Origin of the sequence: Chryseobacterium sp. KACC 21268, assembly GCA_028736075.1 — a bacterium.
Taxonomy (GTDB): Bacteria; Bacteroidota; Bacteroidia; order Flavobacteriales; family Weeksellaceae; genus Epilithonimonas.
In genome coordinates, this window is sequence record CP117875.1 from 3,617,202 (window position 1) to 3,638,133 (window position 20,932).

Sequence of the window (20,932 nt, forward strand, 5' to 3'; positions counted from 1 at the left end):
CCAACGTAATTAGTTGGTCTTTTTTTATTCATAAAATTCTAAAATCCGTATTGCAGTCCAATTTGCAATGTATTGTTTCGAAGTTGTTTGTCATCATTGCTCCAACTGGTAGATCCTGATTTTTTGATATCTGTAAAGCCTGCAACGTACCTTGCACCAATTGTAATATTATTTACTCTGAATCCTACACCTATTGCTCCGCCCATATCAAAACTATTGTAATTGGAATTATTCCTGTATTTTTTTATTGTCACGACATCGTCAGCTTTGTTGCGGTCACTGTTCCCAATTAAAAAAGAAAACTGCGGTCCTGCTTCTACAAATAATTTAGGAATTGGTTCGAATTGAAACATTATAGGTGCAGAAACGTAATCCAAACCCAGCGTGTGTGATACCCTATTATTATCATACTTTACCCCAACGCTGTTGTAAAGGACTTCTGGCTGAATACTAAAAACACTGTTCACCGGCGCGTGCATATACACACCAACAAAGTAGCCAAGTTTGGCATTAGTATCATCCCAACTTCTCTCCTGGCTAATGGTCGAAATATTGGCACCACCTTTCACACCAAAAGACTGCGCAGAGATCATCGCTGTTGTAGAAATTGCCAAAACCTGAAATATCTTCTTCATATACATAATTGTTTATTAAGGGCAAAAATATAAATTAAGAAACAAAAAAAGACCGAATGAATCGGCCTTTTGTAATATTTAAGATTTTGTAATATTAGAATTTGTAAGACAAACCTACTTGGAAAGTATTGTTTCTGTTTTTGTTGTCGTTGTTCTCTAATGATGTATTACCATTTTCATCGTTGTTCTTTTTATTGATATCTGTGAACCCTGCAACATATCTCGCATTGATACCAAAGTTTGGAGTAAAGTTAAATCCTAAACCAAGACCAGCACCCATATTGAAGGAACTGATACCATCCTTAATATCATTAGAACCTGATGTAGTACTTGTAGATGTAGTTCCTCCTGTAGTTGTTTCTCTAGTGATATCACCTTTGTCTTTTGCACTAATTAAGAATCCAAATTCAGGACCTGCTTCTAAGTAAAAAGCTGGAGTTGCGTGAAATTGGAACATAACAGGCACAGCAATATAATCTAAGTTACGACTTTGAGAAGATCTAAATCTCGTAGTAGTTCCTAAAGCCTCAGTAGTATAACTTTGAGTAACCTTTGCACCATATTGGCTATATAAAACCTCTGGCTGGATACTGAACATTTCAGAAACTGGCGCATTCATAAAGATACCACCGTAGAAACCTGCTTTAGATTTTGAATCTTCATAACCATCTTTAGAGATTGAAGATACGTTAAGACCTGCTTTTAAACCGAATGTTGGACTTGTTTGAGCGAATGCAAAAGTTCCTGCTACCAAACCTAATCCTAAAAATAACTTTTTCATAATATCAAATTTTAATTTTGTTTTACGGGAAGCATACTTCCAAATACTTTGCCAAAAAATTAAAAATTATTGATATTTAAATGTGAAAATTATTCAAACAATTAATATTCAACATATTAAAAAACCTATTCATCGAATAGTATCATTAATTTGTAATGATGTTTTTATAAAAATCCAAAGTCAAATTGATTTGATCTGCGTGCAATTTCTGGTCAAATGCGCAAGTTCCAACACCGTTGATCAAAGAAAAGTTGATATCGCCGTCCTGATTCTTCTTGTCGTTGAACATCAGGTTTACAATATCTTCGTTATTAAATTCGGAAATATCGATGTATGGAAAGAATCTCTGGATCTTGGTAATGATCGTTGATGAATCATCTACATCTATCAGACCTGCCAAGAAAGCCAAATGCGTTTCACAGATCATTCCCAGCGCCACAGCTTCTCCGTGCGGGATCAGGTTTCCTTTTTTCAGAAAAAGACTTTCCACAGCGTGACCAATGGTGTGACCAAAGTTGAGGATCTTTCGAACATTTTCTTCTTTAAAGTCCTTTGTCACCACATCATTCTTGATCTCCATACTTCGGTTGATGAATGGCGCCACGTCGGCAGGTGTAATTTTAAATAACGAACTTAATTCATTCCAATGGTTTGCGTCGGCAATCAAACCGTGTTTCAGCATCTCTGCAAAACCACTTCTGAGTTCTTCAAACTTTAAAGTTTCCAAGAATTTTGGATAGAAGAAAATCCCTTCCGGCAATGCAAAAGTCCCGATGATATTTTTAAGAAACTGATGATCAATCCCGGTTTTTCCACCAATTGAAGCATCGCACATAGCAAGCAAAGTTGTAGGAACATTGATGAATTTGAAACCTCTTTTATAAGTTGAAGCTACAAAACCGCCCATATCCGTCACTACTCCACCGCCAAGATTGATCAATAATGACTTTCTATCCGCTTCCATTTCTGAGAATATTTCCCAAAGCTGAGTTGCAGTGCCAATGTTTTTATTTTCTTCGCCCGCTTCTATTTCGATGATTTCGAATGGTGCGTCGGTTTCCAAGTTGGGTAGTAAGATTGGTAAACAATGGTCGTGCGTATTTTCATCCACCAAAATGAAGATCTTACTTGGCGCAAGTTGACCGATATATTCATTAAGACTACTGAAATCTTGATCAAGTTCCTTTATCATAACTCAAATTTTAACAAAAATAAAAACAAATTAATTAGCAATTTTAATTATTTAAAATTAATTTCATTAATTAAAAAAAGAAAGCTTTCACCTCTCTCTATATCTTTATTAATTTTTGAAAATTACTGTTTTACAAATTTGGTATTCAGTGTTTTTCCATTGATTAAAGTACTCAAATAATAAACTCCAGATTTAAGTTTTGAAACATTAATTCTATTTTGATTAATGGCAGGAGATGAAACCAACCTTCCGGATTCATCAATAATTTGAATCTTTTCTATCTTTTCATTAAAATCCAATTGTAAAAAATCTCTCGCTGGATTTGGAGAAACGCTCAATTTGATTTTGGTGACTTCATCTGTTGCTATCAAACAATTGTCTATGAGATTTACAGACATATTATATCTACTCAGATATTGCTGATAATTGGGAACTTCAAAACAATTCACCTTGAGGTTAACCAAAGTCTCTATTTTTGAAGGATCATTGCCACATGTATTAAATGAATAAAACAGTTTCCCAAAAGCACAAGAACCCCATTCTGCCAAAAATATCCAAATAGTATTTTTACCATTTTGTATGTTAACATTGATTAAGGGATTATTGTAAGAGTAAAAGTACAGTACCGAATTTTTATTATCATAATATTGAGAATAGGCTTCAATATTTCTTGCAGACTGGCTAAAATCTAAATTTCTTAATAAATTATCAGTGCACTTTATAATATATAGTTTATTGACATCATTAAAATTTAAAAACTCTGTAATCTTATTATGATGACAGTAAACTTGTTCTAAATTAATAAGGTCTTTAAAATCCAGAATAGTCAAATTATTATTTTTACACTCCAGAATTTTCAGATTTTTAAAATTATTAATTCCGTCTAAAGAGCTTATGTTATAACTTGGAAGAAAATTATAATCCATTACATAACTTGTAGGACTAGAGTCCCCAGAAATTGAAATCTGACTGATGTTTAAGGCTTCTGAAACATCTATTTGCCCATCATTATTTTGATCGATTTTCGTTGCATTTCCGTTTAAGTCTGCAGCAATATAATTTGTGGAACTAGATTGTAATAATCTCGCTTTGAAATTTGCATCAGGAAAATTAATAATCTGGCTGAAGAATAACTGAGAACAGAAAAGAAGTAAAAGGAAGTAGTTTTGTTTCATAGTTAGCTTATTTTCAACTAAGTTACAAAAAAAAGAGAAGCTAAATCGCTTCTCTTTATATATTGATCTTCTAAATTTTTAGATTACATATGGATTGATCGCTTTCCAGTAGCGTCCAAAGCCGCTTCTTTCACAGCTTCTGCATAAGTTGGATGCGCGTGAGAACTTCTAGCGATGTCTTCTGCACTTGCACGGAACTCCATTGCGATAACGCCTTCTGCAACCAGATCCGCAGCTCTTGCGCCGATCATATGGAAACCTAGAACCTCATCCGTTTTCTCGTCAGCAATGATTTTCACAAAACCGTCTGTGTCGCCACTTGCACGGCTTCTTCCTAATGCTCTCATTGGGAAACTTCCTACTTTGTAAGCCACGCCTTCTTCTTTCAATTGCTCCTCGGTTTTACCAACGCCAGCAACTTCTGGCCAAGTGTAAACAACGCCTGGAATCAAGTTATAATTGATGTGAGGTTTTTGTCCAGCCAAGATCTCAGCAACCAAAGTTCCTTCCTCCTCAGCTTTGTGGGCCAACATTGCGCCTTTGATCACGTCACCAATCGCATAAATGTTAGAAACATTCGTTTGCAAATGGTCGTTGGTTTTCACTCTTCCTCTTTCGTCAAGTTCTACACCAGCTTTTTCCAATCCAAGTCCGTCTGTGTAAGGTCTTCTCCCTACAGAAACCAGAACGTAATCACTTTCGTAAGTTACCTCCTCGCCTTTCTTGTTTTTAGCCGTTACTTTCACAGAATCTCCGTTTCTCTCAACCGCCGAAACCGCTGTAGAAAGTTCGAATTTCATCCCTTGTTTTCTAAGAACTTTTTGCAATTCCTTAGACAAACTTCCGTCCATTCCTGGAATGATCTTATCCATAAATTCGACCACAGTTACCTGAGAACCTAATCTCAAATAAACTGAACCAAGTTCTAATCCGATAACACCTCCTCCAATTACTACCAAATGTTTTGGAATTTCCTTAAGATTCAAAGCTTCTGTGGAAGTGATGATTCTTTCTTTATCAAGATTGATGAAAGGTAAACTAGATGGTTTTGAACCAGTTGCGATGATTGTATATTTAGATTCGATCACTTCGGAAGAACCGTCGTTCTTTGAAACTTTGATCTGGGTTGCAGATTCGAAACTTCCAAGACCTTCAAAAACGGTGATCTTATTTTTATCCATCAAAAAGTTGATTCCCTTTGTGGTTTGATCTACCACTTCGTTTTTGCGGGCGATCATTCTTGCGATATCAGCAGTCGGCTCATTGATGATGATCCCGTGATTTGCAAAGTCGTGTTTTGCCTTTTCGAAATGCTCAGAACTATCAAGCAAAGCTTTTGAAGGAATACATCCAACGTTAAGACAAGTTCCGCCTAAGGTTGAATATTTTTCAATAATTGCTGTTTTGAAACCCAATTGGGCAGCACGGATTGCCGCAACATATCCACCAGGACCAGAACCGATAACGGTTACATCAAATTGACTCATATATTTTTGATTATTATTCGAATAAAAATTTCCTCAAATTTACGAAAATTCAGTCAAATTAAAGATTGATTATGTATGAGATTTCTCAAAGAAGAAAAGTGTAGAAAAATGTAAAATTAAGTTTGAAAGATAAAATAGAATTTAAAACCCATCTATTTTTCTTAAAATCACATAAAACCTATGTTTCTATGTGGTTTCAAATTTAAAGATTCTTATTTTTGTTAAAGTTTTAATTTAATAAACTGATTCCAATGTCACTACAATCAAATTATCAAAACATCATTTCCCAACTTCCCGAAAATGTAAAACTGGTCACGGTTTCCAAAACCAATCCAGCTGAGAAGATCAAAGAAGTTTATGATTTGGGACAACGGGCTTTTGGAGAGAATAAAGTTCAGGAATTGTTGGAAAAGCAACCAGTTCTTCCAAATGATATTGAGTGGCATCTGATTGGACATCTTCAAACCAACAAAGTGAAATTTGTAGCGAGATTTATCTCAATGATAGAAAGTGTTGACAGCGAAAAACTTTTGAAAGAAATCGATAAAGAAGCTCTGAAGAACGAAAGGAAAATCAACGTTTTGCTTCAAGTTAAAATCGCAAAAGAAGAGACTAAATTCGGATTGACAGTGGAAGAAGCCAAAGATATTTTCAATAAATTCTTAGACGGAAACTATCCTAATATTGATATCAAAGGCTTGATGGGAATGGCAAGTTTTGTGGATGATGAAATTCAGATCCGTGAGGAATTTGGAATTTTGAAGCAACTTTTTGATGAACTTTCCAGCTTAAAACCTTTGGAAACTTTATCAATGGGAATGAGTGGCGATTTTCCTTTGGCGATTGAATGTGGCTCAAATTCGGTGCGAGTTGGGTCGGCGATTTTTGGCGAACGGAATTATTAATTGAGTGTGTTTTCAAACACTAGGAGCACTAAGTTTTTTCACAATGTACACAAAGTTTTTTTTTTAATTAGTGTTCTTTGTGTTAACCTTTGAGTCTTTGTGGTTCATTAAACTTTCGTAAACCTTCATCACCTCTTTCGCAATCACCTCATCATTGAATTTCTGGACAAACTCCAAACCTTTCTCCGCACGGCGTTTTCTCTCTGGTTCGTTGTTCCAAAGAAAATTAATTTTTGATCTGATGTCCGCCACATTTTGGGGATCAATATAAACAGAATCTGGTCCGCCTGCTTCGGGAAGACAGCTCGTATTACTCGTGATGACAACTGTTTCAGAATACAAAGCCTCTATCACGGGAATTCCAAAACCTTCGAAGAAACTTGGATAGATGAAAATCTCTGCAAGTTTGTAAATGGCCGACAATTCTTCCATCGAAACGCCTTGAAGAAATTGAACTTCAACTTTGCCTTTCTTGATCTCTTTTCCTATTAATTTAAAATATTTTGGCTTTTTGGTTCCAACTACAACTAGCGGAATCTGAGTTTCCTTCAAAGCTTTGACGATGTTCAAAAGATTTTTTCTTGGTTCTATCGTTCCAACATTCAAAATAAATTTCTCTGGAAGTTGGAATTTTTCCTTGACCTGATCTAGAAATTCAGCGGATTGTTTTTCTTTGAAGCTTTGATGACAGCCTTGATAAACCACTTCAATTTTACTTTCAGGAACTTTAAGATAATCTATAATATCCCGTTTAGTCTGCTCAGAAATGGAAATAATCTTGTCCGCAGCAATCGCCGCTTTCTTGAATTTCCAAAAATGAATTCTGCGGTCCAACCACGTGTAATATTCCGGATATCTTTCAAAAATCAGATCGTGGATCGTCACTACTTTTTTAATCGGCTTTTTGTTCCATTTCAATGGTAGTTCGCCCGATAGACCGTGGAAAATATCAGCACCTAAATTCTGTGCATCGATTCCCATTTTGAATTGTCGTGACAAGTTTCCTTTGGAAGTTTTGACGTGCGAAACGTTGGGAAGTTGTACTATTTGCTTTCCTTTGTCAGACGTCTTTTTGCTGATCAAAATATATTTATTCTCAGGAAAAACCTTGGAAAGAATCCTTACCAGATCTCTGGAATAATTTCCTAATCCTGATACGCTCGAAAAAATACGTTTGGCATCGTAAGCAATCTTCATTAATTTTTATTTTTTTGTGTCCAATCTTCCAAAAATTCTCTGGTCGTAGAAAACTGATAATTATTTTTTTTTGCCCATCTGATAAAATTATCAAAACGATTGACCATAGCTTCATTCGTATTTTTGAAGGTGAAAGCAGGCAATTTATATTTTGGATTCGAGATGTCTGCAAATTCCCACGGATGAAAATAGATGTTCAAAAATCCTGTGGAATTGATTGATAATCTGGATAGCAATTTGTAAACCGAAAGTGGAAAGTTATGAAAACTTAACCAAAACAAAGGAATCCTGAAAATCGTAGAAACCGAAGCTGGAAACTGCAAGCTTCTCTTTTGCCAAAACGGCTGTCTGCTGACTTTGAAATTGTTGTATCTTCCGGGCAAATAAGTTGGATTGATGGAAGAATTATAGAAATATCCTGCATCGGAGACGGCATCTTCTGAAACCGCCATCATTCTCGGCATTCTGAGTCCGACAACTTTCGTATCGAATAATCTTTCTAACGCCTGCTTCGACTCTGCTAGATGTTTTTCTTCAAATTCCGAGTGAAACCAAGTGTGTGAAGCCAGTTCGTGACCTTCCTCCAATAGTTGCCTCACCAAATCCTGATTATTCTGAGCAAAAATTACCGTGGAAAAAAAAGTAGCTTTGACTTGATTTTGATTTAAAATCCTGAGAATATTCTGCAGACCTTTTCTGGAAACCGCCAACTGCTCATCCAAAGGAATCTCTCCCTTGTACTCCAAAGGCATATCAAATTCTTCGATGTCAAAACTTAATAAAATCATTTTAGAAATTTTTATTTTTGATGATATAATTTGGCCTTTGCTTCACTTCTTTGAAGATTTTCCCCAAGTAAATCCCGATAATTCCTAATATTATCAATTGTAATCCGCCGAAGAAAACGATGGTCATAATCAACGATGCCCAACCGGAAATTTCTGTTTTTTCGATGAAGGAATAAAGAACATAAAGACCATAGCCAACGACTGAAAGTCCTGAAAATAAGAATCCTAAATACGCCGCAATGGATAATGGCTTGACGCTAAATGCCGTAATTCCCGTGAACGCAAATGTTATCATTTTCTTCAAATTATAACTGCTTTCGCCCGCCTGCCTTTCGTTGGCCGTGAACTCGATTCCAGTTTGTTTGAAACCCATCCAACTTGTCAGTCCTCGGAGAAACAAATCATCCTCGTTGAAATTTCGCATCACTTCTACCGCGCTAGCATCCATCAAGCGGAAATCCGAACCGCCACCTTTTGTCAAATTGACATCGGAAAGGCTGGATAATAATTTGTAAAAAAAGTCAGACGTTTTTCTTTTAAAAAAAGAAATTTCTTTGGGATAAGTTCTGATGGTAAACACAATATCATTTCCTTCTTCCCATTTTTTAATTAATTCGGGAATCAACTCTGGCGGATGTTGCAAATCGCCATCCATCGAGATTACCGCGTTTCCATCTGCATTATCAATTCCAGCTTTTACCGCGGGTTGATGACCGAAGTTTCTGGAAAACTCTATGAATTTGACTTCACTATACTTTTGGGAAAGTTCTTCCAGCTTCTGCTGTGTGTTGTCTCGGCTTCCATCATTGACAAAGATGATTTCGAAGTCATAATGATTTAATCCATCAAAAACTTGTTTTATTTTTTGATGAATCAAGGCAACGTTTTCTTGCTCGTTGTGTGCGGGAATGACTATGGAAATTTTTTTCATTAATCTAACTTATAATCCTTCTCAAAATCTTTTGTCAACAATTCGTACATCACTCTAAACCAAATGACTATACAAGGAATTGCTTTGGTTGAATATTTTATGAAAACACCTTCTTTGATAGATTTTGGAAACAAATCCGAAAATGCAAAACAAGTGAAAATCATTACAAAAATCAATAAGGCAATGTCAATTTTCAACAATTTCTTCTGCATCAAGAACCAAATCATCACGCCCGCAATCGCAATGATGTAAGTCGGGCTTTCCGAACCTGAGCTGAATAGCACAACAAACAATAATGTGGAAGCCAAAATCATCATCTGAAATGGTAGAAATTTGAATTGTTTTGTTCTGACGTATGGCAACATAAATAAAATAAATCCAGGAACTAGAAATATGAGATTTGAAATGTCAGCATTGCCCAAAACTCTTCTCACAACGCCCATCAGAGAATAGTCCTGACGAGTTCCCAAAGCTTGGTTATCAAGGTTTTTCCCCGACAGAGATGTGTACCAATCAAAATAGGATTGAACTCCAAACTTTGGACTTGAAATCAACATCGGCAAAACAAAAAACAGAATTGAGATGACGATAAATGAGATGATAAATTTGGTTTTATTTTTAACAAAGAAAAAAGCGGAAAGTCCCACGATTCCATAGATTTTTACAAAAACGCCAATGAGAATGGCGAATGCGGATTGGGTTTCTTTTCTTTCATAAATGTAAATCGCAGACAACATCAATAATCCTGTCAGAATAATATTGAATTGAAAATAGGTTGCCGCCGTGATGAATTCCTGAAGACAAAGCCAGGCAAAAAAAGATTTTTTAGCATCCGAAAAAGGAAGTTTGTAAATCGCAAAAAGAAAGACCAAAGTGCTGGCAACATTCCATAAAACAGAACCAAAACCATCCGGCATCATCGCAAAAGGCGCAATCAAAAGACTAAAGAATACGCCGTAATGATTGCTGTCAAAAAACAAATCGGGATATTGTGAAAATATATTTCTTTCTTGTAAAGTATTGTAAAACACACCTTTGAAAATCAGATAATTGTTGTAGCCTCCTGTTCCTCTTTTATATTTGCTGTAAGCAGTGACTGCAGCCACAATAATATAGATCACAAAGATGATACGATAATCAGAAATAAATTTTAAGAACTTCTGTTTCACTGTTTTCGTAGGTTTAGTTTAAAAAAAATGTCATTCTAACGAGAAGTTAAGTTCTCATTAGAATGACAAATATAAGTTTAAAATCTATATCTATTAAACTGCTACATTATTTTCTCTCAAAGCGTCATTCAGAGAGGTTTTTTTGTCTGTAGATTCTTTTCTTTTCCCGATGATCAAGGCACAAGGTACTTGGTACTCACCTGATGGAAATTTCTTGGTGTAACTTCCAGGAATTACTACGGAACGTTCTGGAACGTAACCTTTCGTTTCGATTGGTTCTGGGCCTGTAACATCTATAATTTTGGTGGACATTGTCAAACAAACATTAGCTCCAAGAACAGCTTCTTTGCCTACGCGAACACCTTCTACCACGATACATCTAGATCCGATAAAGGCATCATCCTCGATAATGACAGGCGCCGCCTGCAATGGCTCCAAAACACCACCGATTCCTACACCACCACTTAGGTGAACATTCTTACCTATCTGTGCACAACTTCCAACCGTTGCCCAAGTATCGACCATAGTTCCAGAATCTACATAAGCACCGATGTTAACGTAAGATGGCATCAAAATTACACCACTAGCTACGAAACTTCCGTGTCTTGCAATCGCGTGAGGTACTACTCTAACACCTTTTTCTGCGTAATTTTTCTTCAAAGGAATTTTATCGTGGAATTCGAATGGACCAACTTCTATGGTTTCCATTGTCTGGATTGGGAAATACATTACCACGCCTTTCTTCACCCATTCGTTGATTTGCCAACCGTTTTCTGTTGGTTCTGCGGTACGCAATTCGCCAGCATCCAGTTTTGCAACAACTTCTCTTACTGCATTTTGGTATTCTTCTTCTTTCAAAAGTTCGCGGTTATCCCAAGCTTTTTCGATTTTTTCCTGTAAAGACATATGATTTATAAATGATAATTGATTAACGATAATTGATTTTATTTGGATTAAATTTCATCCAATGCAAAAATAAAAAAACTAAAGCACACTTCTCGCAAAAAGGAAAGCTTTGTTCCAGTAAGCTTCATTCAAGGAAGAAATAATAACACCTTTGGATGTTGAAGCGTGAATAAAGGTCACTTCGCCACTGTTCAGAATATCGTGAACAATTCCAACGTGCGTTACGGATGATCCGCCAGCTGTTGCAAAAAACAAAAGGTCACCTGGTTTTGCCTCGGAAATATTAATGGAAGAGCCAGATTTCCCTTGATCTTGAGAACGTCTTGGCATTTGGATCTTATTCTCATCAAAAACTTTACAAACTAATCCTGAACAGTCAAAGCCGGCTTTTGTATTCCCAGCGTACTTGTAAGGTGTCCCAAGATAATTTTCGGCGTCGCTCAGAATGGAAGCTCTGGTGCCGGACACATTGCCGGAGTACGTAGAACTTAGTTTTTTTATAGTGGTAGATTTGGTAGTCGAAGGTCTTTTGTAGGAATATTTTTTAGTAGATTTTGAAGCACCACAAGACACCAGAATTATTGAAAATAGAATTACCAGTACAGATCTTTTCATAAAACAGATTTTAAACAGCAATTTTTTTTCGATAGATTGATTTTGATTGTATCACAAAAGTAGGACACTTATCTAAATTAAACAAGAGTTTGAATTAAAATTACTTCTTTAATTAAGCAAAATGAAATAATTATATATACTTTTTACTATTAAATTCAATTTTTATCCCTAGAACAAACAAAAATTCCTAACTGTAGTAGTCAGGAATTAAATTGTGGAGGATATCGGGATCGAACCGACCACCTTTAGACTGCCAGTCTAACGCTCTAGCCAGATGAGCTAATCCCCCTTTTGTTGTGCAATGATACTGATTTTGTAGATTATCAACAAAATAAAATTCAAATTAATAATAAAAAATCGGGCTCAAATAAATTTGAACCCGATTTCTGTAAAACGTAAAATTTAAAAATATGAAATCAATTTTGGTTTGATTTTAAATACTCGTCGATGATCTCAAACGCTTTTTTCTCGTCTTTCAGATCAACTTTAATAAAAGTGTTGGTTGCAGTGGGAGTCGAAAGAAAACTAAGATAAGAGTTCTCAACATCACATTTTATTCCTGCATCTTCCAGCTTAGACTTCATCAGCTGGATCTCCTGTGGGCTACTGCTTTCGTAAACAGAGACTCTGGTTGTTGCATCCATAATTCAGATTTTGATATTTATTAAGCATAGCAATTTATAAAAAAAATATCAAAATCAAAAATTCTTTATATTAAATTCTCAAATATTGAATTAATCTTATCTAAAACAATCTGAATTTCTTCTTTTGTTACATTAAGATGTGGACGGAATCTAATGGACTGATCACCGCAGGTCAACACGATGATTCCTTCATCATAAAGCTTTTCTCTCAGCCAGTTTCTGGTGTCGTGGTCTTTCAGATCAAAAGCACACATCAAGCCTTTTCCTCTCGATGCAAAGATATGTTCTGGGAATTTTTGTTCTAATTTTAATAATCCTTCTAATAGAAATTCTCCTACCACTTTGGAATTCTCCACCAAATTTTCATTTTCAATAATTTCTAAAACCAATTGAAAACGAAGCATATCGATAAAGTTTCCACCGAAAGTAGAATTGATTCTGGAACTTTCTACAAAAACGTGATGTTCTACTTCGTCAAGTTTTTCTTTGTTGGCCAAGATTCCGCAAACCTGCGTCTTCTTACCGAAAGAAATGACGTCTGGAATAATTCCCAGATCTTCGTAAGCCCACATTTTCCCCGTCATTCCGATTCCGGTTTGAACTTCGTCGAGGATCAAAAGGATTTCGTTTTCGTCACAGATCCTTCTCAGTTCGGCGAAGAATTCGTTTCTGAAATGGTTGTCGCCACCTTCTGCCTGGATCGGCTCAATAATGATACAAGCCACCTCATCCGGATTTGCCAAAATCGCTTCCTGGATATTAAGCAAAGCCATTTGTTCGTGCTTGATGGTTTCCTCAAGATTCTCTTCCGTAATCGGGAAATTCAGTTTTGGATTGGTGATTCTTGGCCACTCGAATTTTGGGAAATATTGGTGTTTTCTTGGGTCCGAAGTATTTGTCAATGACAATGTGTAACCACTTCTGCCGTGGAAAGACTGTTTGAAATGAATGACCAAACTTGCCTCCTTGTCAATATCTTTTAGCCAGTTCTTTCTGGTCTTCCAGTCGAAAGCTGTTTTCAAAGCGTTTTCAACAGCCAAAGCGCCACCTTCCACGAAAAAGCAATAAGGTAACTCTTTAGGAATCGCCACTCTCGAGAAAACGTCCATAAAATCTGCATATTCCTGAAGATAGACATCGCTCAAAGTTGGTTTGTAAATTGCCATTTTTCCCAACCAATTGGCTTTTTCCAAAATGTAAGGATGGTTATAACCAACGGAAGCCGACGCAAACATAGAGAACATATCGAGATATTCTTTGCCTGTCAAACGGTCCACAATGTAGGAACCGTGGGACTTTTTGAAATCCATTACAAAATCGAAACCGTCTGCAAGGATATGTTTGCCTAGGGTTTCTTTTACTTTATTTTCTGTCGTTATTATCATATTTTGTATTTTTTAGTTACAGTTTTTTTCAAAATAATTTGAGGTGCTAGCAGGATCATAGGTTGTATTAAAATAATTCCCATTAAAAACATACGCCCCATTTAGCAAATCATAGGTTTTAGAATCTATTTTATTATAAATATTATTTGAAAATGCTGAATAAAAGGCTCCATTAATAAAAAATTTACCTTTTAGAAGATTCTCTTGGTTATCATAATCAGAATAGATAATTTCAGTTTTTCCGTTGATATTTCCATCTAAGCTATATCTCCATTTTATGACTTTACTAAGATTTCCATTTTCAACAGTTATAGTTTTTGTAAGTCTGCTGTTTACTTTTTCCAAGATTTGATTGCCAGAATATTCATATAGATAAGTAACCGGATCAGAAGTTTGAAAAGGATATTTTGAAGTAACTTTTTGACTTATAATTCTATCATTTTCAATCACAAATTCTTTGTCATAAGGTCTGATAGTCATATTCGCAGACACTTTAACTGAAACGGTATTACCTGAGTAAGTGATTTCGTCTGACGCTTTATTACTCAAATAAAAACCACCCAAATCTCCTGGCGGACTGCCAACTAAACCTCCTGTAATCTTATTAATCCTCCTTTGAGAATCATACTCAAAAAAAAATCTGTTAAAGTTTACATCAAAACCAGACATGGAAATAATCACGTCATCAAATTGGTAATTTTGTGTTTTAGCTGTGACTATATTACATCCATTTTCAGGAGTTTCAGATTTATCTTCATCTCTGGAACAAGATAAAAATGACACAAATGCAAATGCTAAAAAAATGTATTTTTTCATTTACAAATCGAATTTGATTCCTTGAGCCAAAGGCAAACTAGTCGTGTAATTGATCGTATTGGTTTGTCTTCTCATATAATATTTCCAAACATCAGAACCAGATTCTCTTCCGCCGCCAGTTTCTTTTTCTCCACCGAAAGCGCCACCGATCTCCGCTCCGGAAGTTCCGATATTTACATTTGCAATGCCACAATCTGAACCGCCGTTTGAAAGGAATAATTCTGCTTCACGAAGATTTTGCGTCATAATTGCTGAGCTCAATCCTTGTGGAACATCATTTTGTAATGCGATTGCTTCGTCAAGAGTTTTATATTTAATTAAATAAAGAATTGGTGCAAAAGTTTCGTGCTGAACGATTTCGTAACTATTTTCAACCTCAGCGATACAAGGTTTGACGTAACAGCCAGAAGTATAATTTTCGCCTTCCAAAACGCCACCTTCAACCACGAATTTTCCGCCTTCTGCTTTACATTTTTCGATGGAATCTTGATATTGTTTTACGGCAGATTTGTCAATCAATGGACCAACGTGATTGGATTCGTCCAACGGATTTCCGATTTTCAATTGTCCATACGCTTTTACCAAACGGTCTCTCACTTCGTCATAAACAGATTCGTGGATGATTAATCTTCTCGTAGAAGTACATCTTTGTCCAGCCGTTCCGACCGCGCCGAAAACCGCGCCGATGATACTCATATTGATGTCGGCATTTTCTGTGATGATAATCGCATTATTTCCGCCCAATTCCAGAATCGTTTTTCCGAAACGTTTTGCCACATTTTGTCCTACAATTCTTCCAACTTTAGTTGAACCTGTAAAAGAAACAAGCGAAATTCTTTTGTCATTAACCAAAGTATCGCCAATCTCGTGGTCCGCGATCACCAAACTTGAAATTCCTTCCGGAAGTCCATTTTCTTTGGCTACTTCAGCAAAGATATTTTGACAGGCGATTGCACAAAGTGGTGTTTTCTCTGATGGTTTCCAGACGACAACGTTTCCGCAGATCCACGCCAAAGAAGCGTTCCAAGCCCAAACCGCCACCGGAAAGTTGAATGCTGAGATCACGCCGACAATTCCCAGCGGATGATATTGCTCGTACATTCTGTGACCAGGTCTTTCGGAATGCATCGTGTAGCCGTGAAGCTGACGCGACAATCCAACTGCAAAATCACAGATATCGATCATTTCCTGAACTTCGCCAAGACCTTCCTGGAGGGATTTTCCCATCTCGTAAGAAACGAGTTTTCCTAAGTCATCTTTATATTCTCTCAATTTGTTTCCAAATTGACGCACTAGATCGCCACGTTTCGGAGAAGGAATTTGTCTGAATTCTTTGTAAGCTTCCTGTGCTTTTGACAACACTTTTTCGTAGTCATTGGCGTCAGAAGTTTTGATGGAAGCAATCAATTTTCCATCAACGGGAGAATTGCTCTCTATATTTTTTCCAGAAGAGAAAAATTCCAATCCTGTGGAGGTTCCGTTGTTTTCTGTTGAAATCCCTAATCTTTTTAGGTTTTCTGATATTGAAATTGAGGACATAAAGTTTTTAATTTTGAAGTTTCTAAAGATAAAAATATATTTTGAACGACAAAATTTAAAAACTAACAATCGTTAGTTGATGAGTTTGAAAGTTTGAGAATAAAATGATTAGCGGGTTTTGTGGGCTTAAGTTATTTTGAACAAATCTAAATTGGATAATTTTCCTTAATTTTGAAAAAAATAAAAAATGGAAGAGCATATTCAGACGGAGGAGAAAAAATTACCGAAGTGGAAGATCTTGCTGAAAAAGTTTGGCATCGGCGGAATCATTTTCTTTACTGTGAAAGGAATCATCACTTCTACCCTTATCTATTTCCTTGGTAAAAATTTCTGGATCATCATCCGCGATTATTTTGCCAATCTGTTTTAATTAGTAAAGTGCTTCTTTCTTAGAAAATAACCAATCCAGAGAAAACTTGCCTGAACCTAAGACAAAGATCGTCAGGTAAAAGAAAAAATACACCAAACTCAATTCTTTGGTCGCGTACGAATCTGAACCGTGAGCCACGAAAAACGCGATGAGCATTGTGACCATCAAAGGAATTGTGGCAAATCTTGTGAGAAATCCAAGCATGATGAAAACGGAACACAAAAATTCCGCAAAAACGACAAGCACCAGAGAAATCGCTGATCCCAGTCCCAGGAAATTCATAAATTCTATCTTGTCATTCGCAATCAGCTTATCCAATTTTGGCAAACCGTGCGTCAACATTGATATTCCCACGAATAATCTTATTACCAATATCAATCCGTTTAAAACCGTGTCATTAACTTTCGATGAATTAAAATTTCTCATTTCCAGAATCAATTTCTATCAAAGCTAACAAAAAAATCCTTTATAGAAAAGGATTTAGGAGGTTTTTAACGGTAACCGAAGTTTTTGAGATCTCTGTCATTTTTTCGCCAGTCTTTTTTGACTTTTACGAAAAGGCTGAGATGTATTTTTTTATTAAAGAATTTTTCCAGGTCGATACGCGCTTCTGTACCCACTTTTTTGATCATCTCACCTTTGTGGCCAATGATGATTCCTTTCTGCGTATCACGCTCCACGTAGATGATAGAATCAATAACGATCGCACCTTCTTTTTCCTTGAATTGTTCCGTCACCACTTCTACAGCGTACGGAATCTCTTTCTCATAATTCAACAAGATCTTCTCACGTATTGCTTCATTGACGAAGAAACGCTCTGGTCTGTCCGTGTACATTTCCTTGTCGTAGTAAGGTGGATTTTCCGGTAACATCTCTTTCAGTTTCGGAAGGATCACGTGTGTGTTGAAAGAGTTTAAAGCAGAAATTGGAAGGATCTCAGCTTTAGGGATTTTCTCGTGCCAATCGGTCGCTATTTTCTCCAGCGCTTCCTGATTGGTCTGGTCGATCTTGTTTAATAATAATAGAACAGGAACTGGAATTTTGTTCAATTTATCAATCAAAAATTCTGATTGTTCCGCTTTGTCCGTCACATCTACAATGAAAAGAAAAACATCTGCATCCTGTAAAGAATCTTTCACAACATCCATCATTTTTTCCTGCAAACCGTATTTCGGGTCCAGAACGCCTGGCGTATCAGAAAAAACGATTTGAAGGTCTTCTTCATTATAGATCCCGAAGATCCTGTGCCTTGTGGTTTGTGCTTTTTGGGTCACGATTGCCAGTTTCTCTCCCATCAATTGATTGAGAAGGGTTGATTTTCCGGCGTTAGGTTTCCCAACGATGTTTACGAATCCTGCTTTGTGCATTAATTTGAATTAAAATTAAAAGGTTGAATGACCAAAAGATTTGAGCATTCAACGATTAGAAATGATTTGCAAAGTTACGGAATTTTTGCAGGAAGATTTTTAAAATCGTAATATTAAATCTATCAGTGAGTTATATATATTTTAAAGAATTATTTTTAACTTTATCGTCTAGAATAAACTTATATCTCATGAAAAAAACTCTATTTTTTATTTTTGCTACCAATTTATTTTTTGCGCAAAACTTAGAATTAATCAACACAAACTGGCAGGTGACCAAAGTTGTTGGCGAATTGTCTCCTACTGATCAGCTTCCTCCACCAATGCCTTATCAGCAAATTACAGATTTTGGTACAAATCCTTCAAGAATCAGTCTGTCCTTTTTTAACACTGTCTCAGCAGATGTAACTTATAGTGGGCAAAATGCTTTCACGGTGAACAGTAAAGCCTGTACTTTGGCCGATTACTGGGGAGATAATGGTCAGGTTAACCAGTTTTTTGGATCTTTGTGTAATTTCTTTATAAAAGACTCCAATTATTATTACACAATCGAAAATAATGGCACTGAAAAAACTTTAAAAATTGGTAATGCAATATTCCAGGAGGTTCATTTTAAATCTATTACGTTAGGCACAAAAGACAATGAATTATCTAAAGTTGTTCTTGGTCCTAATCCTGTGAAAGACATTTTAAATGTATCAAATTCCGATGTTATAACCTCAGTGAAAATTTATGATTCATCAGGAAAAGTAATATATGACAAGCTGGTAGAAAAGTCGAAAACTGTAAATATCGACGTGAAAAGCTTTAAAACAGGTATCTATTTTATTCAGTTAAATGGTGAGGAAATTTATAAGGTCATTAAACAATAAAAATAATTTCTTATAAAATGAATAAAAAATCGGTTCAAATTTGAGCCGATTTTTTTATTTAAAGTTTTACCTTTGGAACTTCACTTTTTCAATCATCATTTATGTTTACAGCCAAAGAAATCTCAGAGATCAACGCCCTTCTCGTTCCGGGAAATAATATCGTCATCGTATCACATCACAATCCCGATGGCGACGCGATCGGCTCTTCTCTTGGTCTGAAACATTACCTGAAAACAAAAGACATCGAAGCAACCGTGATCGTTCCCAATGACTTTCCAAAGTTCCTAAAGTGGATGCCGGAAGCGAAGAAGATCGTGATCGGCGAATACAAAAGAAAAGTGGCTGGTGAAGCGATCTACAATGCGGATGTGATCTTCTGTCTTGATTTCAATTCACCGTCGCGAATAGGAATTCTTGGTGATTGGGTAACGAAAGCGAAAGCAAAAAAAATCTTAATTGACCATCATCAGATGCCTGAGCAATTCGATTATGTGTATTCTGACACTACGATCCCTGCGACTTGCCAAATGGTCTATCACTTCATCCAAGCCAACAATGATGAAAAATCTGTGAATCTGGATATTGCACAATGTCTTTACACTGGAATAATGACTGATACAGGCGGTTTCCGTTTCCGTTCAACAAGCGCTAGCACACACAGAATTGTCGCCGATTTGATTGAAAAAGGTGCAGATCCAGCCATCATCACTTCCAACACTTGGGACACAAATACGATTTCCAGGCTTCATCTCCTTTCCCTCGTTCTCAGCAGGATCGAATTGACAAAAGATGGAAAAGTAGCCATCCTTTGGCTGAAACGTGCTGAATTGAAAGAATATGGCTTTGACAAAGGTGATACAGAAGGTTTCGTGAATTATGGTCTTAGCGTTCTCGGAACTAAAATGGCGGTTTTCTTTATGGAAGATCTGTACGAGGATTTTATCAAGATCTCTTTCCGTTCCAAAGATGCTGTGGACACGAATCAGTTTGCGAGAAAGCACTTCAACGGTGGCGGACACATCAATGCTTCTGGTGGGAAATATTTCAAATCTATGGAGGAAACGATTGAGGATTTTAAAGAGAAGATCGAGGCGGAGGATTTTTAATTGGTCAGCAATCCCTTTTGTTTTTCGTCAAGTATTAAATTACCATTATCATTATCACTAAAACAATAGTTGTAAACTAAGAAATTAATCTTAATATTGTATCACTACAAAATTAGTTTTAATCAAAAATTTACGCTATGAAATTTCACCACCTATTTTACCTAATTTTTATATTTCTAATTCAATTTTCTTACGGACAATCTTACAAGATCATCTATGAACTGAAATGGAAATCAGCAGAAACTGACAAAGATTATCAATCTGAACTGACCGCTCTGATCAGAAATGAAAAAGAATCTTATTTGAATCGTTGGCAAAATTCAAGTATGATTCTTTGAAAACCTCATTCGTCTCGCAGGGTTACAGAAATTTCCCAAGTCCAAAAGAAGAATGGAAATTACAACAACTTGTCATCAAAGATCTGAAATCTCAGACTACTACAATAGAATATGAATTCTTCGACAAGGTTTACCTTACAAAATATGACTATAAACCGAAGTGGACCATCAAAGAGATCAAAAGTAAAATCTTTGGTTACAATGTACAAAAAGCAGAAACCGACTTTGGTGGAAGAAAGTGGATCGCGTGGTTTACCAACGAAATCCCGATCAATGATGGTCCGTACAAGTTTTTCGGATTGCCTGGACTGATACTGAAGATCAGTGATTCTGACGATAATTTTATTTTTGAGATCAAAGGTCTGACAAAGGAACAAAGCAACATCGAAAAACGCAACGCCTACACTGCAAAAGTAAACCTGTCGCCAAAACAATGGGATATTTTCTGGGAAAAATATCAAAAAGAACCTTCAATGATCTTTTCCAATCTGAATGACCCGAAAGCCACTTTCAGTTATGTTTACAATGGGAAAAATGTAGATTCCAGGGAAGCAAAAGAATCCTATGACAAGTCGGAGAAAGCAAAAATTGATTGGTTCAAAAACCCGATTGATTTGAAAAGTTGCGAGTAATGATTTGTTGAAACTTTAATCTTTTGAAAACTTTTGGTAGACAAACAAACCCCTAGCCCCGATGGGAACGGCATCCTTTTTTGTC

General features: G+C 36.2%; 23 protein-coding genes and 1 tRNA gene. 6 read left to right on the plus strand and 18 right to left on the minus strand.

The genetic code is table 11. The annotated features are described in order from the left end of the window. Window positions 1–38: 38 nt before the first annotated feature. The 5 genes from PQ459_16495 to lpdA all read right to left on the minus strand — a co-directional run bounded on the left by PQ459_16495 (window position 39) and on the right by lpdA (window position 5,270). Complete coding sequence (locus PQ459_16495) at window positions 39–635, minus strand: porin family protein (protein ID WDF46488.1); 597 nt, start codon at window positions 633–635, stop codon at window positions 39–41. Window positions 636–729: 94 nt separating this feature from the next. Beyond that, window positions 730–1,416 (minus strand): porin family protein, encoded by a 687-nt coding sequence (locus PQ459_16500; protein WDF46489.1) that lies wholly within the window; start codon window positions 1,414–1,416, stop codon window positions 730–732. 145 nt (window positions 1,417–1,561) lie between these two features. Beyond that, entirely contained in the window at window positions 1,562–2,608 is a 1,047-nt protein-coding gene (gene aroB, locus PQ459_16505; protein WDF46490.1) for a 3-dehydroquinate synthase, read from the minus strand. A gap of 122 nt (window positions 2,609–2,730) precedes the next feature. After that, a complete protein-coding gene (locus PQ459_16510) occupies window positions 2,731–3,783 on the minus strand; it encodes a T9SS type A sorting domain-containing protein (protein ID WDF46491.1) in 1,053 nt (350 codons plus the stop codon). 83 nt (window positions 3,784–3,866) lie between these two features. Further along, entirely contained in the window at window positions 3,867–5,270 is a 1,404-nt protein-coding gene (lpdA, locus tag PQ459_16515) for a dihydrolipoyl dehydrogenase (protein WDF46492.1), read from the minus strand. Window positions 5,271–5,521: 251 nt separating this feature from the next. Between lpdA and PQ459_16520 the strand changes: the two genes are divergently transcribed. After that, window positions 5,522–6,175 (plus strand): YggS family pyridoxal phosphate-dependent enzyme, encoded by a 654-nt coding sequence (locus PQ459_16520; GenBank protein WDF46493.1) that lies wholly within the window; start codon window positions 5,522–5,524, stop codon window positions 6,173–6,175. A 63-nt stretch (window positions 6,176–6,238) separates the two neighbouring features. On the opposite strand, the gene PQ459_16525 is transcribed toward PQ459_16520, so the two are convergent. The 11 genes from PQ459_16525 to PQ459_16575 form a co-directional block, all read right to left on the minus strand. Then, window positions 6,239–7,372, minus strand: a complete 1,134-nt coding sequence (locus PQ459_16525) for a glycosyltransferase family 1 protein (protein ID WDF46494.1) — start codon at window positions 7,370–7,372, stop codon at window positions 6,239–6,241. Then, on the minus strand, window positions 7,372–8,160 hold the full coding sequence (locus PQ459_16530; protein ID WDF46495.1) for a polysaccharide deacetylase family protein: 789 nt from the start codon (window positions 8,158–8,160) through the stop codon (window positions 7,372–7,374). Before PQ459_16530 ends, PQ459_16525 begins: the two co-directional genes overlap by 1 nt. 1 nt (window position 8,161) lies before the next feature. Beyond that, a complete protein-coding gene (locus PQ459_16535; protein WDF46496.1) occupies window positions 8,162–9,091 on the minus strand; it encodes a glycosyltransferase family 2 protein in 930 nt (309 codons plus the stop codon). After that, window positions 9,091–10,260: a glycosyltransferase family 87 protein gene (locus PQ459_16540; protein ID WDF46497.1), complete on the minus strand. Its 1,170-nt coding sequence runs from the start codon at window positions 10,258–10,260 to the stop codon at window positions 9,091–9,093. The genes PQ459_16535 and PQ459_16540 overlap by 1 nt, the downstream gene beginning before the upstream one ends. A 93-nt stretch (window positions 10,261–10,353) precedes the next feature. Next, window positions 10,354–11,166 carry a 2,3,4,5-tetrahydropyridine-2,6-dicarboxylate N-succinyltransferase gene (locus tag PQ459_16545; GenBank protein WDF46498.1) on the minus strand — a complete coding sequence of 271 codons (813 nt, stop codon included), beginning with the start codon at window positions 11,164–11,166 and terminating at the stop codon, window positions 10,354–10,356. 78 nt (window positions 11,167–11,244) lie between these two features. Then, the gene (locus PQ459_16550) at window positions 11,245–11,781 is read right to left on the minus strand and encodes a C40 family peptidase (protein WDF46499.1); all 537 of its coding nucleotides are present in this window, start codon (window positions 11,779–11,781) and stop codon (window positions 11,245–11,247) included. 215 nt (window positions 11,782–11,996) lie between these two features. After that, window positions 11,997–12,070, minus strand: a tRNA-Ala gene (locus tag PQ459_16555). Window positions 12,071–12,197: 127 nt separating this feature from the next. Continuing rightward, entirely contained in the window at window positions 12,198–12,425 is a 228-nt protein-coding gene (locus tag PQ459_16560) for a DUF2007 domain-containing protein (protein ID WDF46500.1), read from the minus strand. Between the two features lie 65 nt (window positions 12,426–12,490). Next, on the minus strand, window positions 12,491–13,810 hold the full coding sequence (gene lat / locus PQ459_16565) for an L-lysine 6-transaminase (GenBank protein WDF46501.1): 1,320 nt from the start codon (window positions 13,808–13,810) through the stop codon (window positions 12,491–12,493). A gap of 12 nt (window positions 13,811–13,822) precedes the next feature. Further along, window positions 13,823–14,626: a hypothetical protein gene (locus PQ459_16570; protein ID WDF46502.1), complete on the minus strand. Its 804-nt coding sequence runs from the start codon at window positions 14,624–14,626 to the stop codon at window positions 13,823–13,825. Then, the gene (locus PQ459_16575; GenBank protein WDF46503.1) at window positions 14,627–16,165 is read right to left on the minus strand and encodes an aldehyde dehydrogenase family protein; all 1,539 of its coding nucleotides are present in this window, start codon (window positions 16,163–16,165) and stop codon (window positions 14,627–14,629) included. It abuts the gene before it with no gap. Window positions 16,166–16,352: 187 nt separating this feature from the next. On the opposite strand from PQ459_16575, the gene PQ459_16580 reads away from it, so the two are divergent. Continuing rightward, window positions 16,353–16,535 carry a hypothetical protein gene (locus PQ459_16580; protein WDF46504.1) on the plus strand — a complete coding sequence of 61 codons (183 nt, stop codon included), beginning with the start codon at window positions 16,353–16,355 and terminating at the stop codon, window positions 16,533–16,535. On the opposite strand, the gene PQ459_16585 is transcribed toward PQ459_16580, so the two are convergent. Beyond that, complete coding sequence (locus PQ459_16585) at window positions 16,536–16,961, minus strand: DoxX family protein (protein ID WDF46505.1); 426 nt, start codon at window positions 16,959–16,961, stop codon at window positions 16,536–16,538. It lies immediately after the preceding gene. A 65-nt stretch (window positions 16,962–17,026) separates the two neighbouring features. Next, a complete protein-coding gene (gene era / locus PQ459_16590; GenBank protein ID WDF46506.1) occupies window positions 17,027–17,902 on the minus strand; it encodes a GTPase Era in 876 nt (291 codons plus the stop codon). A gap of 188 nt (window positions 17,903–18,090) precedes the next feature. Between era and PQ459_16595 the strand changes: the two genes are divergently transcribed. The 4 genes from PQ459_16595 (at window position 18,091) to PQ459_16610 (ending at window position 20,847) form a co-directional block, all read left to right on the plus strand. Continuing rightward, complete coding sequence (locus PQ459_16595; protein ID WDF46507.1) at window positions 18,091–18,771, plus strand: T9SS type A sorting domain-containing protein; 681 nt, start codon at window positions 18,091–18,093, stop codon at window positions 18,769–18,771. Between the two features lie 101 nt (window positions 18,772–18,872). After that, window positions 18,873–19,877, plus strand: a complete 1,005-nt coding sequence (locus PQ459_16600; GenBank protein WDF46508.1) for a bifunctional oligoribonuclease/PAP phosphatase NrnA — start codon at window positions 18,873–18,875, stop codon at window positions 19,875–19,877. Window positions 19,878–20,014: 137 nt separating this feature from the next. Next, entirely contained in the window at window positions 20,015–20,215 is a 201-nt protein-coding gene (locus tag PQ459_16605) for a hypothetical protein (protein ID WDF46509.1), read from the plus strand. Continuing rightward, a complete protein-coding gene (locus PQ459_16610; GenBank protein WDF46510.1) occupies window positions 20,212–20,847 on the plus strand; it encodes a GLPGLI family protein in 636 nt (211 codons plus the stop codon). Before PQ459_16605 ends, PQ459_16610 begins: the two co-directional genes overlap by 4 nt. Window positions 20,848–20,932: the final 85 nt, after the last annotated feature.

Coding starts and splice junctions, on each gene's coding strand:
- PQ459_16495 (WDF46488.1), bottom strand. CDS start 635: ATGAAGAAGATATTTCAGGTTTTGGCAATTTCTACAACAGCGATGATC.
- PQ459_16600 (WDF46508.1), top strand. CDS start 18,873: ATGTTTACAGCCAAAGAAATCTCAGAGATCAACGCCCTTCTCGTTCCG.
- PQ459_16595 (WDF46507.1), top strand. CDS start 18,091: ATGAAAAAAACTCTATTTTTTATTTTTGCTACCAATTTATTTTTTGCG.
- PQ459_16580 (WDF46504.1), top strand. CDS start 16,353: ATGGAAGAGCATATTCAGACGGAGGAGAAAAAATTACCGAAGTGGAAG.
- lpdA (WDF46492.1), bottom strand. CDS start 5,270: ATGAGTCAATTTGATGTAACCGTTATCGGTTCTGGTCCTGGTGGATAT.
- PQ459_16560 (WDF46500.1), bottom strand. CDS start 12,425: ATGGATGCAACAACCAGAGTCTCTGTTTACGAAAGCAGTAGCCCACAG.
- aroB (WDF46490.1), bottom strand. CDS start 2,608: ATGATAAAGGAACTTGATCAAGATTTCAGTAGTCTTAATGAATATATC.
- PQ459_16550 (WDF46499.1), bottom strand. CDS start 11,781: ATGAAAAGATCTGTACTGGTAATTCTATTTTCAATAATTCTGGTGTCT.
- PQ459_16500 (WDF46489.1), bottom strand. CDS start 1,416: ATGAAAAAGTTATTTTTAGGATTAGGTTTGGTAGCAGGAACTTTTGCA.
- PQ459_16585 (WDF46505.1), bottom strand. CDS start 16,961: ATGAGAAATTTTAATTCATCGAAAGTTAATGACACGGTTTTAAACGGA.
- PQ459_16535 (WDF46496.1), bottom strand. CDS start 9,091: ATGAAAAAAATTTCCATAGTCATTCCCGCACACAACGAGCAAGAAAAC.
- PQ459_16605 (WDF46509.1), top strand. CDS start 20,015: ATGAAATTTCACCACCTATTTTACCTAATTTTTATATTTCTAATTCAA.
- PQ459_16530 (WDF46495.1), bottom strand. CDS start 8,160: ATGATTTTATTAAGTTTTGACATCGAAGAATTTGATATGCCTTTGGAG.
- PQ459_16545 (WDF46498.1), bottom strand. CDS start 11,166: ATGTCTTTACAGGAAAAAATCGAAAAAGCTTGGGATAACCGCGAACTT.
- PQ459_16570 (WDF46502.1), bottom strand. CDS start 14,626: ATGAAAAAATACATTTTTTTAGCATTTGCATTTGTGTCATTTTTATCT.
- lat (WDF46501.1), bottom strand. CDS start 13,810: ATGATAATAACGACAGAAAATAAAGTAAAAGAAACCCTAGGCAAACAT.
- PQ459_16525 (WDF46494.1), bottom strand. CDS start 7,372: ATGAAGATTGCTTACGATGCCAAACGTATTTTTTCGAGCGTATCAGGA.
- PQ459_16575 (WDF46503.1), bottom strand. CDS start 16,165: ATGTCCTCAATTTCAATATCAGAAAACCTAAAAAGATTAGGGATTTCA.
- PQ459_16520 (WDF46493.1), top strand. CDS start 5,522: ATGTCACTACAATCAAATTATCAAAACATCATTTCCCAACTTCCCGAA.
- era (WDF46506.1), bottom strand. CDS start 17,902: ATGCACAAAGCAGGATTCGTAAACATCGTTGGGAAACCTAACGCCGGA.
- PQ459_16510 (WDF46491.1), bottom strand. CDS start 3,783: ATGAAACAAAACTACTTCCTTTTACTTCTTTTCTGTTCTCAGTTATTC.